This is a genomic window from Kribbella sp. HUAS MG21, assembly GCF_040254265.1.
Lineage (GTDB): Bacteria > Actinomycetota > Actinomycetes > Propionibacteriales > Kribbellaceae > Kribbella.
Genome location: NZ_CP158165.1, coordinates 2755987 through 2773709, shown reverse-complemented (window position 1 = coordinate 2773709; position 17723 = coordinate 2755987). Strand labels below are relative to the sequence as shown.

At 67.8% G+C, this 17723-nt stretch carries 18 protein-coding genes; 5 read left to right on the top strand and 13 right to left on the bottom strand.

What is annotated here, in order from left to right; all coding sequences use genetic code 11:
- Positions 1-4 precede the first annotated feature (4 nt).
- Together ABN611_RS13535 and ABN611_RS13530 are read left to right on the top strand one after the other, a co-directional pair.
- A complete protein-coding gene (locus ABN611_RS13535) occupies positions 5-577 on the top strand; it encodes a helix-turn-helix transcriptional regulator (protein WP_350280203.1) in 573 nt (190 codons plus the stop codon).
- Between the two features lie 324 nt (positions 578-901).
- A complete protein-coding gene (locus ABN611_RS13530) occupies positions 902-1255 on the top strand; it encodes a hypothetical protein (protein WP_350280202.1) in 354 nt (117 codons plus the stop codon).
- A 268-nt stretch (positions 1256-1523) separates the two neighbouring features.
- Here ABN611_RS13530 and ABN611_RS13525 read toward each other — a convergent pair whose 3' ends face one another.
- The 7 genes from ABN611_RS13525 to ABN611_RS13495 form a co-directional block, all read right to left on the bottom strand.
- Positions 1524-2087 carry a hypothetical protein gene (locus ABN611_RS13525; RefSeq protein ID WP_350280201.1) on the bottom strand — a complete coding sequence of 188 codons (564 nt, stop codon included), beginning with the start codon at positions 2085-2087 and terminating at the stop codon, positions 1524-1526.
- A 164-nt stretch (positions 2088-2251) separates the two neighbouring features.
- Positions 2252-2713 carry a hypothetical protein gene (locus tag ABN611_RS13520; protein WP_350280200.1) on the bottom strand — a complete coding sequence of 154 codons (462 nt, stop codon included), beginning with the start codon at positions 2711-2713 and terminating at the stop codon, positions 2252-2254.
- 207 nt (positions 2714-2920) lie between these two features.
- Positions 2921-3124 (bottom strand): hypothetical protein, encoded by a 204-nt coding sequence (locus ABN611_RS13515; RefSeq protein ID WP_350280199.1) that lies wholly within the window; start codon positions 3122-3124, stop codon positions 2921-2923.
- Positions 3125-3171: 47 nt separating this feature from the next.
- Positions 3172-3996: a DUF5753 domain-containing protein gene (locus ABN611_RS13510; protein WP_350280198.1), complete on the bottom strand. Its 825-nt coding sequence runs from the start codon at positions 3994-3996 to the stop codon at positions 3172-3174.
- Positions 3977-4495: a DUF6879 family protein gene (locus ABN611_RS13505; RefSeq protein WP_350280197.1), complete on the bottom strand. Its 519-nt coding sequence runs from the start codon at positions 4493-4495 to the stop codon at positions 3977-3979. Before ABN611_RS13505 ends, ABN611_RS13510 begins: the two co-directional genes overlap by 20 nt.
- A gap of 811 nt (positions 4496-5306) precedes the next feature.
- Positions 5307-6113, bottom strand: coding sequence for a hypothetical protein (locus ABN611_RS13500; protein WP_350280196.1), 807 nt, complete (start codon positions 6111-6113; stop codon positions 5307-5309).
- A 438-nt stretch (positions 6114-6551) separates the two neighbouring features.
- A complete protein-coding gene (locus tag ABN611_RS13495; protein WP_350280195.1) occupies positions 6552-7382 on the bottom strand; it encodes an EamA family transporter in 831 nt (276 codons plus the stop codon).
- A gap of 59 nt (positions 7383-7441) precedes the next feature.
- Here ABN611_RS13495 and ABN611_RS13490 point away from each other — a divergent pair, with 59 nt between their 5' ends.
- Positions 7442-8401 carry a hypothetical protein gene (locus ABN611_RS13490; RefSeq protein WP_350280194.1) on the top strand — a complete coding sequence of 320 codons (960 nt, stop codon included), beginning with the start codon at positions 7442-7444 and terminating at the stop codon, positions 8399-8401.
- Positions 8402-8407: 6 nt separating this feature from the next.
- Here ABN611_RS13490 and ABN611_RS13485 read toward each other — a convergent pair whose 3' ends face one another.
- The 4 genes from ABN611_RS13485 to pdhA all read right to left on the bottom strand — a co-directional run bounded on the left by ABN611_RS13485 (position 8408) and on the right by pdhA (position 13028).
- A complete protein-coding gene (locus tag ABN611_RS13485; protein ID WP_350280193.1) occupies positions 8408-9391 on the bottom strand; it encodes a phosphotransferase in 984 nt (327 codons plus the stop codon).
- A 101-nt stretch (positions 9392-9492) separates the two neighbouring features.
- A complete protein-coding gene (locus tag ABN611_RS13480) occupies positions 9493-10986 on the bottom strand; it encodes a dihydrolipoamide acetyltransferase family protein (protein ID WP_350280192.1) in 1494 nt (497 codons plus the stop codon).
- On the bottom strand, positions 10986-11963 hold the full coding sequence (locus ABN611_RS13475; RefSeq protein WP_350280191.1) for an alpha-ketoacid dehydrogenase subunit beta: 978 nt from the start codon (positions 11961-11963) through the stop codon (positions 10986-10988). The genes ABN611_RS13480 and ABN611_RS13475 overlap by 1 nt, the downstream gene beginning before the upstream one ends.
- Positions 11964-11966: 3 nt before the next feature.
- Positions 11967-13028: a pyruvate dehydrogenase (acetyl-transferring) E1 component subunit alpha gene (gene pdhA, locus ABN611_RS13470; RefSeq protein WP_350281637.1), complete on the bottom strand. Its 1062-nt coding sequence runs from the start codon at positions 13026-13028 to the stop codon at positions 11967-11969.
- Positions 13029-13587: 559 nt separating this feature from the next.
- On the opposite strand from pdhA, the gene ABN611_RS13465 reads away from it, so the two are divergent.
- Positions 13588-14541 (top strand): EamA family transporter, encoded by a 954-nt coding sequence (locus tag ABN611_RS13465; protein WP_350280190.1) that lies wholly within the window; start codon positions 13588-13590, stop codon positions 14539-14541.
- A 492-nt stretch (positions 14542-15033) separates the two neighbouring features.
- The gene (locus tag ABN611_RS13460; RefSeq protein WP_350280189.1) at positions 15034-15627 is read left to right on the top strand and encodes a hypothetical protein; all 594 of its coding nucleotides are present in this window, start codon (positions 15034-15036) and stop codon (positions 15625-15627) included.
- Positions 15628-15855: 228 nt separating this feature from the next.
- On the opposite strand, the gene ABN611_RS13455 is transcribed toward ABN611_RS13460, so the two are convergent.
- Both ABN611_RS13455 and hisC read right to left on the bottom strand, forming a co-directional pair.
- On the bottom strand, positions 15856-16566 hold the full coding sequence (locus ABN611_RS13455; protein ID WP_350280188.1) for an SDR family NAD(P)-dependent oxidoreductase: 711 nt from the start codon (positions 16564-16566) through the stop codon (positions 15856-15858).
- A 16-nt stretch (positions 16567-16582) separates the two neighbouring features.
- On the bottom strand, positions 16583-17662 hold the full coding sequence (gene hisC, locus ABN611_RS13450; protein ID WP_350280187.1) for a histidinol-phosphate transaminase: 1080 nt from the start codon (positions 17660-17662) through the stop codon (positions 16583-16585).
- Between the last annotated feature and the right edge of the window lie 61 nt (positions 17663-17723).

Genomic DNA, 17723 nt, shown 5'->3' with positions numbered 1-17723 from the left:
CGGGATGGACAGGGATACCCAGACGGTCAGTGAGCAGCTCACCCGCGCCGTCGCCGAGAGCGGGCTGTCTCAGGCTGCCTTCGCAATAGCCCTCGGCACCTCACCTTCTCGCTTCTCCACGTACCGTTCCGGCAAGACCAAGCCGACAGCGCAGTTCTTCCTACGCGCTGGACGGATCGCCCGCGCCCTGCGCGCGGCGCGTGAGCGCAGGATCATGACTGCCCCAGCCACGGCAACGGCCGTTCGCGAGGCCGGCGACGAGGATTGGGCATGGCGGATGCTGCTACAGGGCCGCGACCACCTACGCCTGCTTCTCCAACGCCACGACGGTTCCGAAGCCGCATGGGAGGCAGCGCCCGGCACGACGGGCCACGCAGGATTCGATGTACTACTCGCCGTTCTGACAGCACGCGAGTTCGAGACAGCCGGCGAAGCTCCACCCGAGTGGACGAACGTCGACCCACTCCCCACTCCATGGCTCCCCGAACACCCGTTCCTGGAGCCTGACGAGATCATCGAGCAGACCCCGGGTTACGTGGCGAAAGCCAATATCTTCGTCCCCGCTCGAGACCTGTGACCGCTGCGCGGCAGCCGATCCGCGGGACCACCCCCGCGTCCGTCGGTCGAACCGGTCCGGGTGCAGCGCCGCGCCTCCAACTCCGGCGTCATCATGGTCTGCGGCTCCCTCGGCCGCGCCCACAAGCATCAGACCCTGACCATCTGGGTCTCTGAGACCACTGGCGATCGAGCTCGACGACGAGGAAACCCGTGTGGTCCGGCGCACCACACCCTGCCGATCCGTAACATCAAGGCAGACCGGCTCCAGACCGCGTCAGGGGTCGAGAAACTCGCCGACTAACCGGGGCGTGATCTCAGCCGCCGGCTTGGCATCATCGTCGATGTGAGCCGCGACATCTTCATCCAAGACATCCCGCCAGGCATCCGCAGCGTCACGGAAATCCCCGATTCGTGGCGCCCGGCCCCGCTGCCGTTCGGGCACGCCGAGGTCGTGGCTGCCGTCCGGGAACTCGTCCCCTCCGCAGATTTCACCGACCCGACCTGGGGACGGGTCGAGATCCCGGGCGTCGACATCGAGGTCAACGTCTCCCACGAGCCACAACTCCAGTCCTTCGCCCTGCACGTCCGCGCCGCAAACCAAGCCGCCGCCGACCAGTTCATCGCACAACTTCTCGACCGACTCAACGTCCGTGCTTTCGACCCCGAGAACGAGACCGGCCTCTTCACCGCTCCCTAGCTCCATCCGCACGGCCTACGCTTGCCCAAGAGCCGGCCACGGACGGTTCCAAAGTTTCCTAGGCGACGTGTCAACCATCAGCTGGCACAGAATCGTCAGGCATCACGTGGCACACGACAGAGATGCGGGCAGGCAGTGATCCCCCAACAGATCCGCGACACATGTCCGCCAGCTGATGTGCGAGGGCTAGAAGCCTGGCGATTACCTGGGACGCCGGCCACCCACATGCCGAGGAGCGGGGTGTCTTACTGCGCCAGTGCGGCAACCGTCATGCGCCATCACGGCGCGAATCCGACTCGTCCCAGATCAGGTCGAAGTCGTCGAGCCAGCTAAGGTCGGACTCGGTGGGAGCAGAGGCGACGACCCAGAAGTCGGTCCCATCGCCACAGATCATGACCACGGAGGCTCCGCGGTAGAACAACGTGTGGCCCGTGCCTGGCCATGACCACGACTTACACGGCAGCGGTGTTGTTCCGCTCTCGATGCTCCGGACAGTCGCGGCGTCGAACCATTGCGCGCTGCGACTCGCGGGAAGGTTGGAAACGGCGTCGAAAGCCGCGTGGTGGAGCCAGAACTCCTCGGTGCTTTCGCCAGTCTCGCGCCAAGGCGCGCCTGGTTCATTCTCCCGCTCGACGTAACGATCATCGGCGTCCTTGCCCCAGAGCCATACGCCCTGGTTCTCGATGATCAGTACCTCGACGGCACCATCAAACGTGCCCATCGGCGCTGGGCGGTTGAACCTGAGAAGTCGACCGACTGTGCTCGCCGGGTCGTCGTCCTCACTGCTCTGCTGACCGAACCACAGCTCGAAAAATTGACCAAGCCGATCCACGTCATCGCCTCCTGCAAGGATCGCTCGTCGCGCCAATGATGCCGCGGCCCGACTGGAGCCGGAAGTTTACGGACTGTGCGGCGATCCGCGCTTCGCACTGTCGCAGATCACCTGGCGGACGACTGTCGCACATGCCTCGACGGAGGACGGAGATGCGGGCAGGCCTATCGAGTCGTCTCGGTTGGACCTGGGCCGAGTGCCTGGATGCGGCGGCGGAGACGTCGTGGCCAGTACCAGTGCATGTACAGCAGGAGGGCGGGAACCAGCGCGCCCCATAGTGCCCAAAGGGATTCGCTGACTGCCGCAGCGATGCTGCCGATCAGCAGCGCCGCCATGACGATGATGGATAGCCTCCGCGCCCGGCTGGTGTAGTCCGCCAGGTAGCCGGATGCGATGCGTAGCGCAGCCGATCGGATCTCCTCATCCTCAGGCACATCGCCGCCCATCGCGGCACGGTGAGCCAGGCGGACCTTGTCGGGCGGCAGACCGCCCTCAGCGTCCTTCATCCGCTGTCGCCATCTGGCGCTCCACCAACCCGCCACGATGCCGACCGGGACACCAGTCACGAGCGCGCCCACGACGGCCGCAGTCCAACTCGACCCGTCGAGCTTGGTGAAAGCGCCCATTGCCACTCCGAATAGGACGCCGCCCGTTACAGCTGAAACCCACACTGCGGGTTCGGGTCGCTCTGCACGCATGTGACGATCATCCACCAGATACCGCTCCGAGGCGCGGTGCGACGACAGCCGGATCGGCCGCTGGCGGGCGGGGCGAGCGCGGATGCAGGGGTCAACATCGCCCCACCGTGTATAGGTGTGACGCGGCGGCGATGGTCAGTCATCGAGCCACTCGGCTCCGGTGGCGTCGCGGTGGTAGCCCTTGTGATGGCCCTTGATGCAGGCATGGCCGGTCATCGGGTTCTTGCCATCGCAGCGTTCCGAAGGTCGCAGTGTGGGCCAATCCAGGCCGCTCGGCTTTGGTTCGGTCGGTTCTCCGCCCCATTCCACCGCGAAAGGATGAGCTGTTCCCGCTGTCATACCTGGACGCTAAGAACTCGCGGGATGCCGGCGCTAGACAGTTGCGGTTAGTTGCTTCGGGCCAGTTCTTCTTGCACGCGGATGATGAGCGCGCGTGCGTCTGGCCCATACAGGGCGGAGCGCCTCAAGAGGTTGACCATGGTTTCGTAGAGCGCGATCTCCTGGGGTTGCGTCACCTCGATGCTGGCGGAGGGGGTCTCCAAGGCCACGAGCTTGTCGTCGAAGATCCAGAACCCTGTTGTGCTGACTGCCTCGCGCTCGATCATCGCCGGCACGATTCCCAGGGCGACGTTGGGCAGGGTCATCACGGTCAGCAGGCGGTCGAGCTGACCTGCCATTGTCTCGGCGTTGCCGAACCAGGTGCGAAGCGCGTTCTCCTCCAGGACGACTGCGAATCTCCGCTTGCTCTCGTAGATGATGGATTGGCGTTGCAGCCGTGCTGCGACAGCTTCGTCTACGTCGTTGTCGGTGTTGAGGAAGCGTGCCCAGAACGACAGCATGGCGCGGATGTAGTCGGCGGTCTGGAACAGTCCGGGAATCACGTTGTGCTCGTAGATCCTGAACTGCTCGGCGCTCTCGTAGGTCTGCTGGAAGGCGAGCATGAGTTGCTTCACGCCGGAGCGGGCGCGTCGACGGAACTCGACGTACATCGACTCGATCGCCCTTGCCTGTGCGATCAGATCCGGGGCTTGGTCGTCAGCGCCGCACACCTGGCACCACATCCGGATGTCCTGGTCGGTGGGTGCCTGGACGCCGTGTTCGAGCTTGCTGATGCGCGTGAAGTGCCAACCGGCATCTTTGCGCAGGTTCCGAAGGCGTAGTCCTAGGGCTTCTTGGACCTTCCGAGCTGCGCTATTCGGGTTTGTACTCACTGAACGGAATCGCCAGCGGCCAGACCTGTTCGAATGCCTTGCGGCACATCTCGACAGTGGCCGGATTCGTGGTGGTCGTCAGAGCGTTGTTCAGTCCTGCGCCGGAGTAGTGCAGGAAGACGACTCGTTCGTCATCGAGAACGTAGTAGTCGTTGCCGGGGAAGCACAGTTCGGACACCTGCCTCCGCGGGATGAACCGCTCGTCCTCGCCGGCCTCGACGATCGGCTTCGCGATGGTGAGCGTCCAGCGCTGATAGTCGCTGAGCGGTTCGGGCACGATCCGGGCGCGCTTGATCGTCCGCCCGGCTGCCACGTGTCGCCGTACGGTGTTGCACCAGTCCTGGAGCCATTCGAGGTCGTCCGGTTCACCTGCTGCCCACTTCGCCATGTGCGGTAACTCGACCTCGGTGCCATACGCGTCGCGGGTCTCCAGATGGATCGAGCTGCGCTTGAACGTCTTCAGCAGCTCTTGGAAGTCGTCGTTGGTGATCTCTTCCACGGGGTCCTACTTGAAGAACTGGATCATGCGGTCCGGGATCTCGACGGCGGTCTCACCGTCTGGGAGATTGAGCGTCGCGAGCGCGTCCGGGTCGTTCACGACCCAGCCCTGCACGACCCAGCTTCCACGGTCGGTCTTGTAGAGCGTGGGCGAGTTGGTCGGGTGAGACTCCGGGTCGCCTGCTACCAGCGTTCATGTTGACTCCCCTGCTTCGGTCGTTGCGCTACCCTGCCCTGTCGAGTCTGCGGTTACCCATTGTTGCCTGTCAGCGATGTTGCGTGAAGTTGCTCGCATCACCACGCCCAGATATGTCGCGCCGTGGAGCAGGGCGGATTGATGGTCGTGCGGGCGGGGCCGTTCCGCGGCGGTCACGTCCTTTGACCACCGTCACTCGTCGCCTAGCCAGTTGCACATCCGCCAGCCGCGCACTTGCAGGCGGTTTGGTGTGCGCCGGGCAGGACGGCGACGTACGAGCAGGGCTTAGCACCCCGTAAGACGACCACCGGGGCAGGACCCCGCAGTATCTCGACCTGCACCTGCCGCAGTACCCACTGCCTGCATCGTCTCGCAGCGCCCCGCGCTTCTCCCCACAGCACCCCAGCCGCCACCGTCCGCAGCACCCGCCAGCCTCCTCTCCGCTGTACCCCTCTCCCAGCCTCGACGCGTTCTTCCCCGTAGTACCTCGGCCTGGCCCTCTTGCGCAGTACTCCGGTCTGCACCATGCCGCAGTACCCCGCCTGCATGTGCCTGTAGCACCGCTGGTGTTCGACCGCGTCGGCGCAAGACCGCTGGGCCGTGCGGCGGTTGGGTGTCAGCTGTCCCACGGTAGGCGGTGGACGAGTTGCTCGTACGGCGGTGTCATGCCTCGGGTTGCCATGACGCGCACCTTCTTGAGGTTCGGTAGTGACAGCAGTGGCGTGTAGTCCAGGTCGTCGACGATCAGGGTGTGGGCCAGGAGACGCTCGAGTTGGGGCATCTGGGCGAGAAACGAGAGCGACTGGACGCGGACGTTTCGTGGAGTCATCCAGTCTCCGCCGAGTTCCAGGTCTTTCACTGCTCGCATTCGGCCGAGCGGGCTGGCGTCGACGAGTCCCTGCAGGCCGTCGACCTGGAGGGTTTCCACGTGTTGGAGAGCGGCGAGGTGAGCCAGGTTCTCGACCTTTGAGGCGCCGGCGAGGCGCAGCGTGCGCAGGTGGGGCATGCCGCTGAGCGCGGACAGGTCGTTGTAGTCGCCCCACTTGACTTCGAGCGATGTCAACTGATGCTGCCCGGACAACGCGTCGAAGAGCCGCTTGGGTGTCCGGGTGGTGAAGCGGAGCGACCGGATCGGAGTCGGTCCGGATCTGAAGAACTCGACCCATTCGTCGACGATCTGGCGCTTGCGCTGCTCTGAATAGGCAGAGCCAAGCTGGGTCGCCGCAACGATGACCGAAGCCTCTCCGCGGTACTCGGCAACCTCAACGAGTTGCCGCCCGTCAGCCGCTCGATCGCCTGGCACGGCAACATTCTCGCACCAGCCAACGCCTCGGCCTGCTTCTCTCGCTACCCCGACCTGCGCCTGCCGCGGTAGCCCAGCCGCCACCGTCTCCAGCGCCTCTGCCAGCAGCCCCCGCAGCATCCCCGCCTCTACAACCCGCAGTACCCGAGTCTCTCCCGCATCACCTCGACCTGCAGGGTCCCGCCGTCCCCCCGTCTGCACCGGCCCGCGGTGCCTCCACGTACACCGGCCCGCAGTACCTCTGCCTGCACCAGCCCGCAGTACCCCTGGCCTCTCCCCGCAGCACCTCGGCCTGCAGCGTCCGGCAGTACCCCCGTCTGCACCGGCCCGCAGTACCTCCGCGTACACCGGCCCGCGGTACCTCGGCCTGCAGCGTCCCGCAGTACCCGCCGAACCTCCTCCCCCGCGGTACTCCGGCCTGCAGCGTCTCGCAGTACCCCCGCCTGCCCGGCCCGCAGTACCTCCGCCTGCCCGGACGGCAGCACCTCCGCGTGCAGCGTCCCGCAGAACCTCTGCCTGCGATGGCCCGCAGTACCCCGCACACTCCCCCCAACACGCCTAGCCGGTGGTGATTAGGAGGATGCCGGCTACTACTACCGCTGCGGCGGCGGCTCGTTTGGGGCCGAAACGTTCGTGGAAGAAGATTGCGCCGATTATGGCGCCGAAGATGATGCTGGTTTCCCGGAGGGCGGCTATGGCGGCCAGGGTGCCTCGGGTTTGGGCCCAGAGGACCAGGCCGTACGCCGCCATGGAGACTACGCCGCCGCCCAGGCCGGAGAGGATCGCGGGGCGGGGGAGGTTGAAGGCGTCGCGGCCGCGCCAGGCCAGGACTGCCAAGGGAAACGCGAAGCCTTGCAGCATGAAGACCCAGCCCATATAAGTTGCCACCGGCATCTTGTGTACGGCGAGGCCGTCGACGACTGTGTACGACGCGATCATTAACCCCGTGCCGGTCGCGGCGAACAGCGCCGGGATTTGGCGGCGCCCCGGTCGGCCGATGAAGACGAGTGCGATCAGCCCGGCCGAGACGAGCAGGACGCCGGCCAGCTCCACCACAGCCAGGTGCTGGCGCAGTACGACGATCGACACCACGGCCACCACCCATGGCGACGTACCGCGGGCCAGCGGATACATCTGGCTGAACTGCCCCAGCTGGTACGACGCCAGCAGGCCGCCCAGGTACGCGAGATGCAGCAGCGCCGACGCGATGATGTACCACCACGTCCCCGCCGGTGGCAGGCCCATCACCAGGACCGCGACGAGTCCGATCACGCCTGCCGCGAGTTCCATCAGCGCCAGCCCGGCCACTCGGTCCGGGGCGCCGTGCGCCATCGCGTTCCACGTGGCGTGCAGAACCGCCGCCCCCAGGACCACCAGGATCACGACCACCGCAACACCCTCTCACCAGCAGTCCAGGCGGTCAGCTGGTCAACCCCGATGATGGTGGTGTGGAGACGTCAGCGAAGCACCGCCTGTACGACGCCGCCGCGCGGTGCTCCCCCGACCCGCACTGGGCCGACCCCGCGCGCGTGATCGGAGCGGCCACGCAGGCCCTGGCCGACGGTCTCGACTCCCCGGCGCTGCGAGAGTTGGCCGGCAGCCACCCGTCGACGCGGATCCGCGACCTCCGCACGCTGCTGGCGACGGCGCTCGACGAGCTCTCCATCCCTCGCCCGGACACCTCTGTCCCCGGTCAGACGATCGCGACGTACTCCCGCCTTCCGACCGATGCGCTGCGGCTCGAGATCGTGCCCGAGCGGGACGGAGGCACCGGCCACGAACTGCTCGTGTACGTCAACGACCTCGAGATCACCGAGGCAGGCGCCGGCATGGGAATGACCCCGTTCGACCTGCTCGTCCCCACCAACCGCTTGATCGCCACGACGGAACCACGGCAGGTAGTAGTCGCACGCTGCACCTGCGGAGAGTCCGGCTGCGGCTCGACAGAGGCACGAATCACCCGAGCCGGCTCGGTCGTGCACTGGGAGTGGTACGTCGACCCGCCGCTGGGTCACGGGGTGACGTTCGATGCCCCGCAGTACGACGCCGAAGTCGAGCGCATCGGCGCCGACCAGAGCTGGCAGCGGCCGGTGGACTCCGTGACGCGGCTGGTGCTCGAAGCCGCTGACCGTGAGCTGCTGGCGACCGCCGGTCTGCGGCTCAGCTGGGCGGCGCAGGATCATCGCGATCCGCAGCAATTCCTCGTTGCGTTGGTTGCCGAGGCCGAGAAGTTCCAGGTGTTCCTCCGGTTCTCGATGGACGAGCCAACACGCCTGGCCGAGCACATCCTGCAGACCCTCCGGCAGCCGCCGCGGCGATGGCGTGCGACGTACCACTCCATGGTCGTCGGGCGGCGCGGACGCCCGCCGATGGCCGGCTGGCGGTGGCGTACAGAGGACGCCTGGTGACAGCAGTCAGCCGGGCACGTACATCGTCAAGGTCCGCCACGACTCCTTGCTGTCCGGCGAATCGGTGTGCGGCTGCCGGAACAGCTGGACGTACGTCGCGATCTCGGCCAGCGACCACCAGACGTGGAACAGCTCTAGCGCCGCCGCCCGCGGGCTGACCGGACCTGCTTCCGCCTGGTATGCCGGCAACACGTCCGTCGGCCCGCCGAGGATCGCGGCCAGGTCACGTTCGCGCGGAGCAAGTTGCACGGTGTCCCAGTCGATCAAGCGCAGGCGGCCGTCCGTGGTGCGGAGGACGTTGGCGCTGTGCGGCTCGCCGTGGGTCACCACCCAGGGATCGTCCGACGCCTCGATCTCGCGGACCAGCGCATCGTAGTGGGCAAGTCTGCCGTGGACGTGATCAACCGCGCCGGCCAGCCGCAGCCGGGTGGGCTCGGAGTACGGCCCGAAGGACCACGGCCGGTCGAGATCCGCGAGCGACGCCAGCAGCGCGTCCCGACCCGGTACGGCGAAATCCCAGCGCCGCAAGGCTTCCGGTGGTGTTGCCGCATGCAACCGTCCGAGGATGCCGGCGATCTGTGCCTGCTCCGCTGGATCGTCCCACGCGCCGTCCGGGGTGCTCCACCCTTGCAGATAAGGCAGAACCACCAGGAGCCAGCCCGGCCGTACCTCGTAGACGAGTCGGCCGGCGCGATCGGGCAACGGCGCGACGACGAACTCGTAGCCGCTGTCGGCGAGTTCCTTGGTCGTGTGTGCGGCCGCCACGATGGCCTTCCGCACTTGCTCGGCGGTCGATCCGAGCCAGTTGCCGCGCGGATCGAGCCGATCCGCGGTCACGAACCAGCGCGGGCCGTCGGCGTCCGAGGCGATCCAGTGGTGACTGCCGAACCCGACAGGCGCGTAGGCAACCTCGGCAGCCCGGAAACCCCATTGCTCACGGAGGGATTCGGTCACGAGGTCGCGGGAGATCGCGGCGGGTTCGTCCCTCATACCGGCGACCCTAGTCGCGGTGCTCGCGAAGTTCAGCTCAATTCCGCCGGCAAGCAGAAGGCCCGGGCGGGTTGCCCGGGCCTTCCTCTTCGTACTGCGGTTCAGAACATCAGCGCGCGCGCCGGGTCCTCGAGGATGCTCGCTACGTCGGCGAGGAAGGTGGAGCCCTTCTCGCCGTCGATCAGGCGGTGGTCGAAGGACAGGGCGAGGGTGGTGATCCAGCGCGGGACGATCTCGTCGTCCACCACCCACGGCTGCTTGCGGACCGCGCCGAACGCGAGGATCGCGGCCTCGCCCGGGTTGATGATCGGCGTACCGGCGTCGACGCCGAACACGCCGACGTTCGTGATCGTGAACGAGCCGCCCGCCTGGTCCGCCGGTTGGGTCTTGCCCTCGCGGGCGGTGGCGACCAGATCGTTCAGGGCCCGGCACAGGTCCGGCAGGGTGAGCGAGTCGGCGCCCTTGATGTTCGGGACGATCAGCCCGCGCGGGGTGGCCGCGGCGATGCCGAGGTTGACAGCGCCCTTGTACACGATTTCCTGGGCCTGTTCGTCCCAGGCCGCGTTGACGATCGGCGTACGGCGGGCCGCCAGGGTGACGGCCTTCGCGACGATCAGCAGCGGGGAGACGCGCAGGTCCTTGAACGCCCGGTCCGACTTGAGGCGCTCGACGAGTTCCATCGTGGCGCTGACGTCGACGGTGATCCACTCGGTCACGTGCGGCGCGGTGAACGCACTGGCCACCATCGCCTGGGCCATCACCTTCTGTACGCCCTTCACCGGCACGCGGGTGTCCTCGCGACCGCTCATCACCGGGGCCGGTTCGTACGCCGCGACGCCCGACGGCTCGGCCGGCGCTTCCGCAGTCGCCGGAGCCGCCGCGTACGCCTCGACGTCCGCCCGGGTGATCACCCCACCCGGTCCGGTCGGGGCGACCGCCGCCAGGTCGATCCCAAGGTCCTTGGCCAACTTCCGCACCGGCGGCTTCGCCAGCACATGCACCACCCCGTTGCCCCCAGCAACCGCCGCCTGCGCGGAGGTCGGAGCCGAACCGGCGTGGGCAGCGGGTGCGGCCGGGGTTGCGGCGGGGCCGCCCGGTGTCGTGGGGGTTGCGAGGCCCGCGGGTGCCGTCGCAGCGGGTGCTGCGGCCGGTGCTTGGGGAGTTGCCGGTGCCTGGGGGGTTGCCGCCGCGGCCAGAGCCGGCGTCGGGCCGGCGGTGGCTGCGGGTTTGCGGGCTCGGCGTTTGGATTCGGTGGTTTTGGGGCCGTAGCCGACGAGGACCGCCGTACGGCCGCCGGTTTCCGCCTCGGGCTCGGGGACCGCCGGGACCAGGTCCTCGGGGGACCCTCCGGCGGACTCCGTCTGCACGGAGATGATCGGCGTACCGACCGGAACGGTCTCGCCCTCCGGCACCAGGAGCTCGGTGACGACGCCCGCGAACGGGACCGGGAGCTCGACCAGCGACTTCGCGGTCTCGATCTCGACGATGGTGTCGTTGAGCTTCACGGTGTCGCCGGGCTTGACCTTCCAGCTGACGATCTCGGCCTCGACCAGACCCTCACCGACGTCGGGAAGACGGAACTGCTGGATTCCCATCAGTACCCCATCACCCGGTCGACGCCGTCCAGGACCCGGTCCAGGTCCGGCAGGTAGTCGTCCTCCATCCGCGACGGCGGGTACGGCGTGTCGTACCCGGTCACGCGCAGCACCGGAGCCTCGAGGTGGTAGAAGCACTCCTCGGTGACCCGCGCCGCGATCTCCGACCCGGGCCCGAACGAGAACGGCGCCTCGTGCACCACGACTGCCCGCCGCGTCTTGCGCACCGACGCGAAGATCGTCGGCAGGTCGAACGGCGCGATCGTCCGCAGGTCGACGACCTCCAGGTTGCGCCCGTCCTCGACCGCGGCCTCCGCCGCCTGCAGGCAGGTCTTCACCATCGGGCCGTAACAGAGCAGCGTCGCGTCGGTGCCCTCGCGGACCACCTTCGCCTGGTGCAGCCCGAGCGCCGGCGGCGTGGCCTCGTCCAGCTCGGCCTTCTCGTGGTACCGCCGCTTCGGCTCGAAGAACACCACCGGGTCGTCGGACTCGATCGCCTGCTGGATCATCCAGTACGCGTCGACCGGGTCGCCGCAGGAGATCACCTTCAACCCCGGGATGTGCGCGAACAGCGTCTCCGGCGACTCCGAGTGGTGCTCGACCGCGCCGATGCCGCCGCCGTACGGGATCCGGATGACGACCGGCATCCGGATCTTGCCCATCGACCGGTAGTGCATCTTGGCGACCTGGTTGATGATCTGGTCGTACGCCGGGAACACGAACCCGTCGAACTGGATCTCACACACCGGGCGGTACCCGCGCAGCGCGAGCCCGACCGCGGTGCCGATGATGCCGGACTCGGCCAGCGGGGTGTCGATCACCCGGCTCTCGCCGAAGTCCTTCTGCAGGCCTTCGGTGACCCGGAACACGCCGCCGAGCTTGCCGATGTCCTCGCCCATGACGACGACCTTCGGGTCCTTCTCCATCGCGGCCCGCAAGCCGGCGTTGATGGCCTTGCCGAGAGTGATCTTCGTCATCGCTCAGCCCTCGCCTTCGAACGAAGCGGCGTACGCGGCGAACTGCTCGCGCTGCTCGCCCAGTTGCGGTGTCTCCTCGACATACACGTGCTGGAAGAAGTCGGTGAGCTGCGGCTCCGGCAGCGCGAGGCAGCCGGCCCGGAGCTCCGCGGCGACCTTGTCCGCCTCGGCGTCGACCTCGTCGAAGTAGTCGTGGTCGAGCCCGACGGAGCGAGTCAGGTACGCGTGCACGCGGGCGATCGGGTCCTTGAGCTTCCAGTGCTCGAGGTCCTCGCTCAGCCGGTACTTCGTCGGGTCGTCGGAGGTGGTGTGCGCACCCATCCGGTACGTGTACGCCTCGATCAGCGACGGCCCGCTGCCCTCGCGGGCCCGCTTCAGCGCCTGCTGCGTGACGGCGTACGTCGCGAGGACGTCGTTGCCGTCGACGCGGACGCCCGGGAAGCCGAAGCCGGCGGCGCGCTGGTACAGCGGGATCCGGGTCTGCCGGTCGATCGGCTCCGAGATCGCCCACTGGTTGTTCTGGCAGAAGAACACCACCGGCGCATTGAAGACCGAGGCCCAGATGAAGGCCTCGTTCACGTCGCCCTGGCTGCTGGCGCCGTCACCGAAGTACGCGATCGTCGCCTCGCCGGTGTCGGCGTCGCCGATCGCGTGGTCGCGCTGCTGGCCCATCGCGTACCCGGTCGCGTGCAGCGTCTGGGCGCCGATCACGATCGTGTACAGGTGGAAGTTGTTGTCCTTGGGGTCCCACGCGCCCTGGTCGACGCCACGGAACAGGCCGAGCAGGTTCAGCGGGTTGACGCCCTGGCACCACGCGACGCCGTGCTCGCGGTACGTCGGGAAGACCATGTCCTTCTCGTTGAGCGCACGGCCGGAGCCGATCTGCGCGGCCTCCTGGCCGAGCAGCGACGCCCACAGGCCGAGCTCACCCTGACGCTGCAGGGCGGTCGCCTCGGCGTCGATCCGGCGGACCAGGACCATGTCCCGGTAGAAACCCTTGATCGCCTCGTCGTCGAGGTCGAACGAGTAGTCCGGGTGCTCGACGCGCTCACCTTCGGGCGTCAGGAGCTGGACGAACTCGACCTCCTCGGAGGCCTGGGGCGGACTGACCGGCGCCTCGTGGGGCGCGAACACTTCCGGGGCAGGGCCCGGCACCGACTCACTCACATGCACTCCTCGGGTTCGAGCGCGGGATCGCCGCGACCGCAACGTTGCACGGGGGCCGGCCCCTTCAGCCGGGTGAGGCTTCGCAGGCAGGTCCGCGTGATTCCAGGGGTTGATGCACTGTTGGTAGTGGACCTCCTCACTGGTCTCACTCCCATCTTGCCGGACACCGTACCGACCAGGTGCCTGATCCGCTAACTGTCTGGACTCCGGCGGGTACGGCGGTACCGAAATCGGTCCTGCGCTGAGACACCAGTCCAGCTACTGGTCCTATCGGCAGGCTCATATTACAGAGATCCGGCGTCTCGACAACAAGTGTCACAAGTTGGTGTCGACCTGGCGCGGCCTGGCGGGATACCGCTGCCGGATGGCCGGATCTCACCTTGCGCGCGCCCGCGCGCGAGCCGTAACGTAAGTATCGTTCCTGCAAGACGCCCCTGACATTTCGAGGAGTTCCGCGATGGCGCCGCGCACTGGTGACACCGTCGCGCCGGCCGGTGTGGCCGAGACCGGTCCCCGGCCGGCCTCCGGCGCGATGATCTGGACCGCGCTCGCGGTCGTGTACGTCGTCTGGGGCTCGACGTACCTCGCGATCCGGGTCGTGGTGGAGGCCGAGATCCCGCCGATGCTCGGGATGGCCACCCGGTTCCTCACGGCCGCCGTGCTGATGGCCACCGCCCTGGCGCTCAAGTCGGGGTGGCAGCGGCTGCGGATCACCCGCCAGGAGGCGATCGGCGCGGCCACGGTCGGTGTCCTGCTGCTTGCCTTCGGCAACGGCGCGGTGGCGATCGCGGAGCAGACCGTGCCGTCCGGGCTGGCGGCGCTGCTGGTCGCCGCGATCCCGCTGTGGCTGATGCTGCTCCGGGTCGGCGGCGGCGAGCGTCCGCGCGCGCTGACCTGGGTCGGCGTACTGATCGGGTTCGGCGGGGCCGCGCTGCTCGCGCTGTCAGGTGGCAACACGAGCGCGAAACCGCTGTCGGTCGCGATCCTGGTCGTCGGCACGATCTGCTGGGCGATCGGTTCCCGGTACGCCCCGCGGCTCGGCCTGCCCCGCGACCCGCTGGTCACGGCGCTCTACGAGATGGTCTTCGGCGGTACGGCGATGGTGCTGATCGGCGTACTGCGCGGCGAGCCGGCGCGGGTGCACCTGGACTCGATCCACGGCACCGGCTGGATCGGGCTGGCGTACCTCGTGGTGTTCGGGTCGCTGCTGGCGTACACGGCGTACTCGTACCTGCTCGCGAACGCGCCGATCTCGCTGGTCGGGACGTACGCGTACGTGAACCCGGCGGTCGCGGTGTTCCTCGGCTGGCTGATCCTCGGCGAGAGCCTGACCTGGCAGATCCTGCTCGGCGGTGCGGTGATCATCGTCGGCGTCGCGCTCGTCGTCACCGCCGAGCGCCGGCGGCGCTGACTCCCGGCTGAGCTCCCGGGGACAAGGAAAGACCCGGGCCCAAGGGACCCGGGTCTCCCACCGCTGCCGATGCGCGCGGCAGCGGGCCTGGCTGCCGGTCGCACCCTGCCCCGAAAAAACACGGCGCGAAACTCCGGCAATGGTTCCAAATTGTTCCGACGAATCATGCTATTGCCAATTCGGCAGCCACCGAGCCCACCGAAACAATCTTCCGATTCACCGGGCATCCGTCACCCGCGCTGACTCAACGACGTACCCGGGATGCGGTTACGGGTACTTCCGTCTCAACTTCCGCTCGCTCTCCCGACCGCACTGTTACCGGCAAGTTGCCTGGTCAGGGCGAGATTCGTTGCCTTGTCAGGCAAGTCATCACCGGCCAGGTATGGGCGCCCGCGGCCCAGAAATAGTTGACGAAAAAGTTTGTAACCGGTCGTGCCAGGTGTCGTTACCAGTAAGACGAATCCGTCAAAACCCGAAAGGAAACCTGGCATAATGCAGGTAACTCGCAAGATCGTCGCCGCGGCAGCGGTGGCGACTGTCGCCACCCTCGGTCTGGCCACCGTCGTGAGCGCCAACGTTCTCGACGACGCGCAGCAGAAGGCCCAGGTCACCGGCCTGGCCGACTCCGTGTCGGCGGCGAGCAAGGACTACAAGGGCGGCCCGCACTGGGCGTGGGTCAAGAAGGACGGCTCCCTGGTTGCCATCGACGACAACAACGTCGGCCCGGTCCAGGCCTGCCACAACTTCGGCTCCGCGACCGGCATCGGCGGCAACGTCCCGGTCAGCGACGTCGTCGGCATCGTCGGCTGGGGCAACGACGGCAACAGCGTGACCGCCGTCAAGACCTGCGAGCAGGACAACGAGCAGAACAACCGCAAGTGGGTCAAGGCTGACAAGAACGGCCTGATCTCGGTGAGCAACAACAACCTGGGCCCGTGGCAGGTCTGCCACAACGAGATCTCCGGCACCGGTATCGGCGGCAACGTCCCGCTGACGAACCTGTCGGGCATCCTGGGCTTCGACAACGACGGCAACTCCGTCGACACGCTCAAGACCTGCGAGCAGGACTCCGAGCAGAACAACTGACCCTCCCTGGTCAGTGATGCAGGACCCGAAAGAGTCACCTCGGTGGGGTGACTGATTCGGTGCAACACCGCGGCGCCGGGAGCAAGCCTCACTCCTCCCGGCGCCGCTTCTTTGTGCCCACATCCCCCAGCTGCACCCCGCCGTTTCGCGAACTGGCGATAGGTGGTGGTGTCTGGTGACAGGCAATGGCCTATCTCCGGTCCCCGGCGGGTGTTCCCGGTCCGGGCTTCAGAGATTGCGGAGGTCTACGCAGGAGCCGTTGGGGAGGTCTCGGGAGAGCAAGGACCAGATGCCGGCGGCGGCTGATTCCGGGGTGCTGAGGGCGCCGGTGCGCTCGAGTTCGTGGAAGCGGCCGACGGACGGGAAGTCGCTCTCGGAGGTCGCGCGGATCTCGGACTGCATCGCGGTGTCCACGACGCCCGGCGCGACGGCGATGATCCGGCAGCCGTCGGCGGGCTGTTCCTGCCCGACGGTCCGCACCCAGTGCTCGACGGCTGCCTTGCCGGCGTTGTACGACGACCACCCGGCGTACGCCGTCTTCGCGGCGCCGGACGACAACATGATCAGGTGCCGCTCACAGGTCAGATGCGCGGACGCCCGCAGAAACGCAGCCCCCAGCACCTGCGGCGCCGCGGAGTTCAGCAGTACTGCGCGCTCGTAGGCATCCGGGTCGACACCGGCCGCAGGCCCGATAGGCGTGATCGTCCCGGCGTTGTGGACGAACACGACCCGCTCCCCGTCGTACGCCGCCAACTCATCCCCGAAGTGCCGCGCCACCCGCCCCCAGTCCGCAGGATTCGCAAGATCAGCCCGCAAGTGCTCCGCCGTACCGCCACTCCGCGAGATGTCGACAACCCGAGGCCCCACAAACGGCACGGCGGCCGCCAACGCAGCCCCGATCCCCGCCGACGCCCCCGAAATCCAAACCAGTGTGCTCATCGGCCGACGACCGAGATCACTGACGCCAGGCTCGCGCGACCTTGAGGAACAGATCGTTGGCTTCGGGTTCGCCGATGGTGACTCGGATGCCTTCGCCGGGGAAGGGGCGGACGGAGACGCCTTCGGACTGGACTGCTTCGGCGAACTTGGTGGTGTCGTCGCCGAGGTCCAACCAGACGAAGTTCGTTTCGGTCTCGGGGACGGTCCAGCCGGCCTCGCGAAGCGCGGTGACTACGCGGTGGCGCTCTTCGACCAGGGCGTCCACGCGTTCCAGGAGCTCGTCCTCGACGGCCAGCGACGCGATCGCGGCGGCCTGGGCGATGTGGCTGACGCCGAACGGGAGTGCGCACTTGCGGATCGCGGCGACCACCGGCGGGTGGCCGACGGCGTACCCGACGCGGAAGCCGGCGAGGCCGTACGCCTTGGAGAAGGTTCGCAGGACCAGCACGTTCGGGCGGTCGCGGTACAGCTCGATGCCGTCGACCACGTCGGTCTCGCGGACGAACTCGCGGTACGCCTCGTCCACCACGACCAGCACGTTCGACGGTACGGCGTCCAGGAAGCCGAGCAGCTCGTCGCGGCGGACCACCGGGCCGGTCGGGTTGTTCGGCGTACAGACCAGCACGACCTTGGTGCGGTCGGTGATCGCGGCCTCCATCGCCTTGAAGTCGTGGCGCGCCTCGGCGGTCAGCGGGACCTGGACCGACGTCGCGCCGGTCAGCTGGACCGCGATCGGGTACGCCTCGAACGAGCGCCAGGCGTAGACCACCTCGTCACCGTCCGCCACGGTCGCCTGCAGCAGGTGGTAGAGCAGCGCGACGGAGCCGGTGCCGACAGCGAGGTCGCTCACGGGTACGTCGAACCGCGCCGACAACGCCTCGAGCAGGTCGACCGCGCCCATGTCCGGGTAGCGGTTCATCTGCGCGGCGGCCTCGGTCGCGGCGGCGAGCACCCCGGGGAGCGGCGGGTACGGGTTCTCGTTGCTGGACAGCTTGTACGTCGGCCGGCCGTCGGTGCGCGCCGGCGGACGGCCGGGCTTGTAAGCCGCGACATCGTCCAGGCAGGCGCGAAAGCGGACCTCGTTGTCAGGGGTCATGCCCGCAGGTTAGTCCTTACCGCACCCCGGAACCACCCTCCCCGGAGCGACCTGCCGCACA

Bases quoted from the DNA above. Each gene is read 5' to 3' on its own strand.
- ABN611_RS13485 (WP_350280193.1), bottom strand. From the start codon at position 9,391: ATGAGGGACGAACCCGCCGCGATCTCCCGCGACCTCGTGACCGAATCC.
- ABN611_RS13460 (WP_350280189.1), top strand. From the start codon at position 15,034: ATGCAGGTAACTCGCAAGATCGTCGCCGCGGCAGCGGTGGCGACTGTC.
- ABN611_RS13515 (WP_350280199.1), bottom strand. From the start codon at position 3,124: ATGACAGCGGGAACAGCTCATCCTTTCGCGGTGGAATGGGGCGGAGAA.
- ABN611_RS13475 (WP_350280191.1), bottom strand. From the start codon at position 11,963: ATGACGAAGATCACTCTCGGCAAGGCCATCAACGCCGGCTTGCGGGCC.
- ABN611_RS13500 (WP_350280196.1), bottom strand. From the start codon at position 6,113: ATGCTGCGGGGGCTGCTGGCAGAGGCGCTGGAGACGGTGGCGGCTGGG.
- hisC (WP_350280187.1), bottom strand. From the start codon at position 17,662: ATGACCCCTGACAACGAGGTCCGCTTTCGCGCCTGCCTGGACGATGTC.
- ABN611_RS13465 (WP_350280190.1), top strand. From the start codon at position 13,588: ATGGCGCCGCGCACTGGTGACACCGTCGCGCCGGCCGGTGTGGCCGAG.
- ABN611_RS13455 (WP_350280188.1), bottom strand. From the start codon at position 16,566: ATGAGCACACTGGTTTGGATTTCGGGGGCGTCGGCGGGGATCGGGGCT.
- ABN611_RS13535 (WP_350280203.1), top strand. From the start codon at position 5: ATGGACAGGGATACCCAGACGGTCAGTGAGCAGCTCACCCGCGCCGTC.
- ABN611_RS13480 (WP_350280192.1), bottom strand. From the start codon at position 10,986: ATGGGAATCCAGCAGTTCCGTCTTCCCGACGTCGGTGAGGGTCTGGTC.
- ABN611_RS13520 (WP_350280200.1), bottom strand. From the start codon at position 2,713: ATGGGCGCTTTCACCAAGCTCGACGGGTCGAGTTGGACTGCGGCCGTC.